Annotated in this window: 7 protein-coding genes; all 7 read right to left on the bottom strand. The window is 64.9% G+C overall.

Features of this window, described 5'->3' with window-relative positions:
• The coding region (locus tag R3280_RS02165; protein ID WP_318996934.1) for a TRAP transporter fused permease subunit at positions 1-1,046 on the bottom strand (1,046 nt) is incomplete at its 3' end.
• 101 nt (positions 1,047-1,147) lie between these two features.
• Positions 1,148-2,155 (bottom strand): TAXI family TRAP transporter solute-binding subunit, encoded by a 1,008-nt coding sequence (locus tag R3280_RS02160; RefSeq protein WP_318996933.1) that lies wholly within the window; start codon positions 2,153-2,155, stop codon positions 1,148-1,150.
• Positions 2,156-2,365: 210 nt separating this feature from the next.
• Positions 2,366-3,844, bottom strand: coding sequence for a sodium/proline symporter PutP (gene putP, locus R3280_RS02155; protein WP_318996932.1), 1,479 nt, complete (start codon positions 3,842-3,844; stop codon positions 2,366-2,368).
• Between the two features lie 46 nt (positions 3,845-3,890).
• Complete coding sequence (locus R3280_RS02150) at positions 3,891-4,658, bottom strand: AraC family transcriptional regulator (protein WP_318996931.1); 768 nt, start codon at positions 4,656-4,658, stop codon at positions 3,891-3,893.
• Between the two features lie 91 nt (positions 4,659-4,749).
• Positions 4,750-5,388, bottom strand: coding sequence for a dTMP kinase (gene tmk / locus R3280_RS02145; RefSeq protein WP_318996930.1), 639 nt, complete (start codon positions 5,386-5,388; stop codon positions 4,750-4,752).
• On the bottom strand, positions 5,385-6,434 hold the full coding sequence (gene mltG, locus R3280_RS02140) for an endolytic transglycosylase MltG (protein WP_318996929.1): 1,050 nt from the start codon (positions 6,432-6,434) through the stop codon (positions 5,385-5,387). The genes tmk and mltG overlap by 4 nt, the downstream gene beginning before the upstream one ends.
• Entirely contained in the window at positions 6,431-7,249 is an 819-nt protein-coding gene (gene pabC / locus R3280_RS02135; protein ID WP_318996928.1) for an aminodeoxychorismate lyase, read from the bottom strand. The genes mltG and pabC overlap by 4 nt, the downstream gene beginning before the upstream one ends.
• Positions 7,250-7,257 lie beyond the last annotated feature (8 nt).

Genomic DNA, 7,257 nt, shown 5'->3' with positions numbered 1-7,257 from the left:
GCGTGGCTGCGCTTGGCCTCGATGCGCACGAACATGGCCACCGAGAGGAAGTACAGCAGCGCCGGCAGGGCGGCCACCCCAATAATGGTGACGTAGGAGACCTGGGTGTAGGAGGCCATGATGAAGGCCCCTGCCCCCATCACCGGTGGCATCAGCTGGCCGCCGGTGGAGGCCGCGGCTTCCACTCCGGCGGCAAACCGTGCCGGGAAGCCGGCCTTGCGCATCAGTGGAATGGTGATAACCCCGGTGGACACGGTGTTGGCCACACTGGAGCCGGACACCGAGCCCATCAGACCCGAGGAGAACACCGCCACGAAACCGGGGCCACCGACAAACCGGCCGGCGGCACAGCGGGCCAGTTCGACGATGAAATCGCCGGCGCCGGATTTGACCAGGAAGGCGCCGAACAGGATGAACATGAACACGTAGGTCCAGGAAATCCGGGCGATGGAACCCAGCATGCCCTGGCCTCCCATGTAGGCCCGGAACAGCACCGTCTCCCAGCTCAGGCCAGGGAAATTGAACAGGCCGTCCACATACTGTCCCCACCAGGCCACGTAGGACAGGGCCACGGCACAGAGCACCGGAATGAACCAGCCGGTGGTGCGGCGGGCAAACTCCAGGATCAGCAAGACCGCGGTCACCGATACCACCCAGTCGGCGGTGGAGAAATTGACGCCACGCTGGTAGAGCGCATCCTCAAAGGCGATCAGGTAGAAGGCACAGGCCATCGCCGCCAGGCCCAGCAACAGGTCAAGGCCGAACACCAGGCGCTGACCGGCTGCCGAGCGGGCCCGGACCATCGGAATGGTGAGCGCACAAAGCAGTCCGAACAGACCGAAATGCAGACCCGAGATCCAGAGTTCCGAGAGCGTGGACAGGGTATTGAAGTAGAGATGGCTCAGGGCCGTGACAATTGCCAGCGCATAGATGGCACGGCCGATCACCGGGTGCTCGACCCGTTCCGCAGCTTCCCTGACGGCCTCTTCCCGGATTTTCTCCAGCGACTCGCCCGGCTCATCCGGTGTTGGTTGTGCTTGGCTCACATCCGATCCCACGAGAACGCAAGCCGGGCAATACCGGCTCGCTGGTTGACGCTAGCCGCCGTGGCACACCACGACGGCTCCCGAACCTCACCCTACTGGCGTCACTCCGCCAGCAGGCGTTCCGGGATCTCCAGGCCCTGTTCCCGATAGAAACGGGCGGCACCCGGGTGCAGGGGCATGGGCAGCCCGGCAATGGCCTTCTCCAGCGCCATGGCCTTGGTGGCGGGGTGGATGTTGTTGAGGAACGACAGGTTGGCGTAGATGGTCTTGGTGATCTGGTAGACGTCGTCCTCGGACACATCCGCCCGCACCGACAGGATGTTGGGCTGGGCGATGGTCTCGATCGCCTCGGGCTGATTGGGATAGGTTTCCGGTGCAATGGTGTAGGGCGTCCAGAGTTCAAACTCGGCGTTCACCTGGGCCAGCTGCTCGGCGGTGAAATCCAGAGTGGTGATCTCCTCACCCATGTTGGCGTAGGCCCGGGTCACCGCCGAGGCCGGCACGCCGGCGGGAATGTTCATGCCGTCGATGTTGCCGTTCTGTAGGGCATCGGCGCTGGGACCATAGCCCAGGTAGGCAATGTCCATCTTGTCCAGGTCCACACCCAGCTTGCCGAGAATGAAGCGCCCCGAACCCTCGGTACCGGAATTGCGGGCGCCGATGGAAAAGCTCTCGCCGTAGAGATTCGTCATGTCCGCGATGGTGCCGGTCTCCGCCAGCTCCTTGCGGATCACGAAATGCTCCACGTTCTGCCACAGCATGGAGACCGACCGCAGGTTCTTGTAGGCCTTGGGTACCGGGCCGGAGCCGTTCCAGGCCCAGGCGCCGTAAAGACCCTGAAGGATACCGAACTGGATCTGGCCCTCGTCCATCAGTTTGAGGTTCTCGCCGGAGCCGGCGGAACTGATGGCGGAGAGGGAAATATTGCTGGTTGGCTCAAGCTTGACCTTGATCAGGGTGGAGATGGCCACGCCCACCGGGTAATAAGTGCCACCGGTGGTGGCCGTGCCCATGACGTAGTTGCCTTCCGCTTGCGCACCCCCGGGGAAGGATACCGCGGCGGCCAGCAGCAGGCCGGCGGCGGAGCTCAGAAATCGCTTCTTGTACATGACATCCTTTCCTTTTTCGTTTGTTATTGTGGGCTTGGACTGTGAGTGATGCCTATTGAGAATAGCCCCCTGCTCCCCTCCCCGCCACGAATAGCCATCCCGGTTAGACCTATGTCTGACCCGCTCGCCCCATTGGCCCGCAGGGGCCGGAGCACAATAAAAAAAGGGGCGTTATCCGACGCCCCCCGGTATGCAGTCTGGCCGCAGCGGTCAGCTGCTGCGGATACCTTTGTCAAAGCCCGCCTGGATCCGGCTGGAGGGCGCCGGGGTCAGCAGCGACACCACCACGATGGCTACCGTGGCGAGGATGAAGCCCGGAATGATCTCGTACAGGTCCAGAATGCCGCCGGACAGGTTACCCCACACCACGACTGTGACACCGCCCGCCAGGATGCCGGCCACCGCTCCGAGCCGGGTCATGCGCTTCCAGTAGAGGGACAGGATCAGCGCCGGGCCAAAGGCAGCACCAAAGCCTGCCCAGGCATAGGACACCAGCTCCAGCACCTTGCTGTCCGGATCGAAGGCCAGGGCGGTGGCAATGACGGCGATCGCCACCACCGCCAGGCGACCGATCCAGACCAGCTCCACCTGGGAGGCTGTCTTGCGGAACAGCGCCTTGTAGAAATCCTCCGCCAGTGCCGACGAGCTCACCAGGAGTTGGGAGTCGGCGGTACTCATGATGGCGGCCAGGATGGCGGCCAGCAGGATGCCGGCAATGACCGGATGGAACAGGGCATCCACCAGCAGCATGAAGGCGCGTTCGCCGTCCTCCAGCGGGGTCTGGAAATAGCCGATGGCGGCAAACCCCACCATCAGCGCGCCGAACAGGCCCAGGCCGCTCCAGATCACTGCAATACGGCGGGCGGCGGGGATATCGGCCTCGCTGCGGATGGCCTTGAAGCGGGCCAGGATGTGGGGCTGGCCGAAATAGCCCAGGCCCCAGCCCAGCAGGGACAGGATCGCGATGGCCCCCAGTGCGTTACCCTCGGTGTCGGTCCAGGCATCCAGCAGCTCGGGGTTCAGCGCCGTCATGGCATCCTGGGTGGCGCCCCAGCCACCGGCGACGTTGATCGCCATGACAGGCACCAGCAGCAGCGCCGCAAACATCAGCAGGCCCTGGATTACGTCGGTCCAGGCTACCGCCAGAAAGCCACCGAAGAAGGTGTAGGACACCACCGCCAGGGTGCCGATGATGACCGCGGTGCTGTAATCGAGGCCAAACACCGTTTCGAACAGCTTGCCCCCGGCCACCAGGCCGGAGGAGGTGTAGAACAGGAAGAACAGCAGGATGAAAAACGCCGACACCACCCGCAGGATCCGCGACCGGTCCTCGAAGCGGTTCTCGAAATAGGACGGCAGGGTCAGGGAATCGCCGGCGGACAGGGAGTAGGTCCGCAAGCGCCGGGCCACGAACAGCCAGTTGAGCCAGGTGCCCGCCAGCAGGCCCACGGCAATCCAGACCGCCTCGTAGCCGGCGGCGTAGGCATAGCCCGGCAGCCCCAGCAGCAGCCAGCCGCTCATGTCGGAGGCGCCGGCACTGAGCGCCGACGGCAGCGGACCCAGGCTGCGGCCGCCGAGAATATAGTCCGAGAGATTGGTGGTGCGTTTGTAGGCAATGTAGCCCACCGCCAGCATCATCACGATGTACAGCAGGAAGGTCATCGTTACGCCGACGTTGTTTCCTATCATCTGGTGGTACTCCATATCTTTCGGCTTTTCAGGACAATGACCGCCATCAGCGGTGGATGCGTAACGCCGAGGGGGTGATCCCGCGATGCTTGCGCAGGGCGTTGGTCAGGGCGCTCTGGCTGGAGAAACCGGTGCGGAAGGAGATTTCCGCCACCGTCAGGCTGGTGCCGGTGATCAGCCGCATTGCCTGTTCCAGCCGGATTCTCAACAGAAACTGGTGCGGCGTAACGCCGGTCATGGCGCGGAACATGTCGTGGAAGCGACTGACGCTGAGACAGGCCACGCCGGCCAGATCACTGACCGTGATCTTGCGATGGAGGTTATCCAGCACGTAGCGCCGGATGCTGTCCGGGCTGAAGGTGTGACGGGCCGGAATCCGCGGCTCGCGCTCCAGTCGTTCCGACATGCAGTGCATGATGCCGGCCGCCAGGTGCCGGTGCATGGCACCATTTTCCGGCGCCCGTGAGAACTCGCCGGCGCACAGCTGCACCAGGTTCTGCAGGTGACTGTCGAAGGTCATCACCCGGGGCCGGTCGAACAGCGGCGCCAGGCGCTCGTAGTCACTGTGGCCCGGGTTGTTGAGGGCCGGCAGATGGGGGTCGAGATCGATGACCAGGACGTGGTTGCCGGCATTGCCACTGTAATCGTGGTCGGCTTCGGTGGGAACCAGGCAGGCACTCCGGGTATTCAGGCGGGAGCCCACACTGCCCACGCTCATTTCCGCCTCGCCACGCACCCCGATCACCAGCTGGTGGTGCTCATGGCAATGGTGCCGGGCTGATTCCGGCAGTTTCATGACGCGGGCTTGCAACATGGCAGGCGAGAAGCTCTCCGGCAGACAATCTGCCACCATTAAAGCAGACTGGGGGCCTGCTTGCACGGTCGTGGGGCGTGGCTGTGCTGACTCAGCGCCGGGACGAGGCCGCCAGAGCCTGCATCAGTCCTGACACCTCGCCACTCACCTCCGCCAGCGGCCGGGTGGCATCCACAAGGTTATAACGGCCGGGATCGCGCCCGGCACGATCACGGTAGCACTGACGGATACGCTGGAAAAAATCCAGTTTCTCCTGCTCGAAGCGGTCCAGCTCGCCCCGGTGCCGGGCTCTTGCCATGCCGATGTCCACCGGCGCGTCCAGAAGCACCACATGGTCGGGCCGGAACTCGCCCTGCACCAGGGTTTCCAGCTGCGCGATACGGCTCTCGGCAACACCGCGACCGCCGCCCTGGTAGGCAAAGGTGGCGTCGGTGAAGCGGTCGCACAATACCCATTCACCCCGGGCCAGCGTGGGCCGGATCAGGGTCTCCAGGTGCTGGGCCCGGGCCGCGAACATCAGCAGCAGCTCGGTGGTCTCGTGGACCGGCTCGTCCCGCGGGCTCAGCAGCAGTTCCCGGATGGCTTCCGCCATGGGGGTACCACCGGGCTCTCGGGTGACCCGCACCGGTACACCGGCATCTTCCAGGGCCCTGGCCGCCACCTGGATCTGGGTGGACTTGCCGACGCCCTCGGTGCCCTCGAAGGTGATGAACAAGCCTGGCTCCATCATGGCTGGGCGGACTCCGGTGGCGGGCTTGAGCGGTAATCCGAGCGACGCTGCAGCTGATAGGCCCTGACCGCCTTCTGGTGCTCTTCGAGCGTCTTGGAGAACTTGTGGGTGCCGTCGCCCTTGGCGACAAAATAGAGTGCCTCACCCTCGCCCGGATTCAGGGCGGCGTGGATCGCCTCCCGGCCCGGTAGCGCAATGGGGGTGGGCGGCAGACCGCTGATGCGGTAGGTGTTGTAGGGCGTTGGAGTGCGCAGGTCCCGGCGGCTGATGCCGCCCCGGTAGGCCTCGCCCATGCCATAGATCACCGTCGGGTCCGTCTGCAGCCGCATGCCGCGGCGCAGCCGGCGCACAAACACACCCGCCACCTGGTCCCGCTCAAACGCGGCGCCGGTTTCCTTTTCGACGATGGAAGCCATGATCAGGGCCTCGTAGGGCGAGTCATAGGGCAGGTCCTCGTCGCGCTTGGCCCACTCCTCCGCCAGCACCCGGTTCATCCGTTCAAACGCCCGGCGCAGGATATCCAGGTCACTGTCGCTGCTCTTGAACAGGTAGGTGTCGGGGAAAAAGCGCCCTTCCGGGTGTTCACCCTCGGCGCCGAGCTCCGTCATGATGCGCTCGTCGGTCCAGTCGGCGGTGACCTGCTCCAGTTCCGGGTGCGCCGCCAATGCCACCCGCATGTCACTGAACCGCCAGCCTTCGATGAACTGCACGCTCCAGCTCTTGGTGTCGCCCCGCACCATCATGGCAAGCATCTGCAGTGTGCTCATGCCGGGGGTAAATTCGTATTCGCCGGCCTTGACCCGGGTCTGGTCCGGATACAGCCGACCGTGCAGACGCAGCCAGAGGCTGTCCTTGGTGAGGCCCTCGCTTTCCAGCTGCCGGGCGACCCGGTCGAAGGCGGTTCCGGCGGGCACCTCGAACAGCACCGGCTGGTCGAAGTCCTGGGGCGTGGTCAGGGTCTGCAGACCTTGCCAGGCCCACAGGCCCGAGCCGGTCAGTACCAGCACACCCAGGCAACTGAGGGCAATAAGTAGGGATTTGATCAAACGCGCTTTTCCGTGAAGAGACTTTCGCTGTCGATTGTCGCAAGCTGTTCGGGGACAGGCAACTGCAGGCTGTTCAGGCTGCGAACCGGTACCACGCCGACGACGCTGTTCATCAGCACCAGGCCCCGGGTTTCCGACGACCCCAGCAGACTCATGCTCACCGGCCCCTCGCGCACCTCGTCGCCCCGGTCCCGCAGGTAGTCGATCAGCCGCTCCCGCATCACTCCCGCCACCGCCAGGGTATCGGCGGCCGGCGTCAGCCAGTGATCCCCCAGCCAGAGCATCAGGTTGCTGCGGCTGCCTTCCAGCAGCTGACCGGCGGGGCCCGTCATCAGCACTTCGTAGCAGTCCGCCGGCATGCGCTCGGCGGCCAGGACCTGCTCCAGGCGAGCCAGCGACTTGAGTCCAGCCAGAGCCGGATTGACCCAGAGCTGGATGGTGGAGACCGCCGTTACCACACCCTCAGGCGGGGGCAGCGGCGGCATCGCATGGCAGCTGAGGATCAGACGCGGAGCGCAGTCAGCCGGTGGCTGGTAACCTCGGCCGCCACTGCCCCGGGTCAGGATCACCTTGAGAACCCAGTCCTCGGGGCGCTGATAGCGCTGACAGGCGGCGTCGAGCGCCGCTTCCAGCTCTGCCTGCGTCAAGGGGATGCCCAGGCGGCTGGCGCCGCTGAGCATACGCTGGCAGTGGCGGGCCGCCAGGGTCGCCTGGCCGGAACGGATACGGATGGTTTCAAACAGACCATCACCATAGGCCAGGCCGCGGTCGTCGGCGGCAATGCCGGCCTCATCCGTCCAGATCAGTTCCGCCACTGCTGCGA

This window comes from Marinobacter sp. (genome assembly GCF_033722195.1).
Lineage (GTDB): Bacteria > Pseudomonadota > Gammaproteobacteria > Pseudomonadales > Oleiphilaceae > Marinobacter.
This window is presented reverse-complemented; position numbering and strand designations above follow the sequence as displayed.

What these genes read in the sequence shown, in the direction of transcription:
- R3280_RS02160 (WP_318996933.1), bottom strand. Translation starts at nt 2,155, where the DNA reads ATGTACAAGAAGCGATTTCTGAGCTCCGCCGCCGGCCTGCTGCTGGCC.
- putP (WP_318996932.1), bottom strand. Translation starts at nt 3,844, where the DNA reads ATGATAGGAAACAACGTCGGCGTAACGATGACCTTCCTGCTGTACATC.
- R3280_RS02150 (WP_318996931.1), bottom strand. Translation starts at nt 4,658, where the DNA reads ATGTTGCAAGCCCGCGTCATGAAACTGCCGGAATCAGCCCGGCACCAT.
- tmk (WP_318996930.1), bottom strand. Translation starts at nt 5,388, where the DNA reads ATGATGGAGCCAGGCTTGTTCATCACCTTCGAGGGCACCGAGGGCGTC.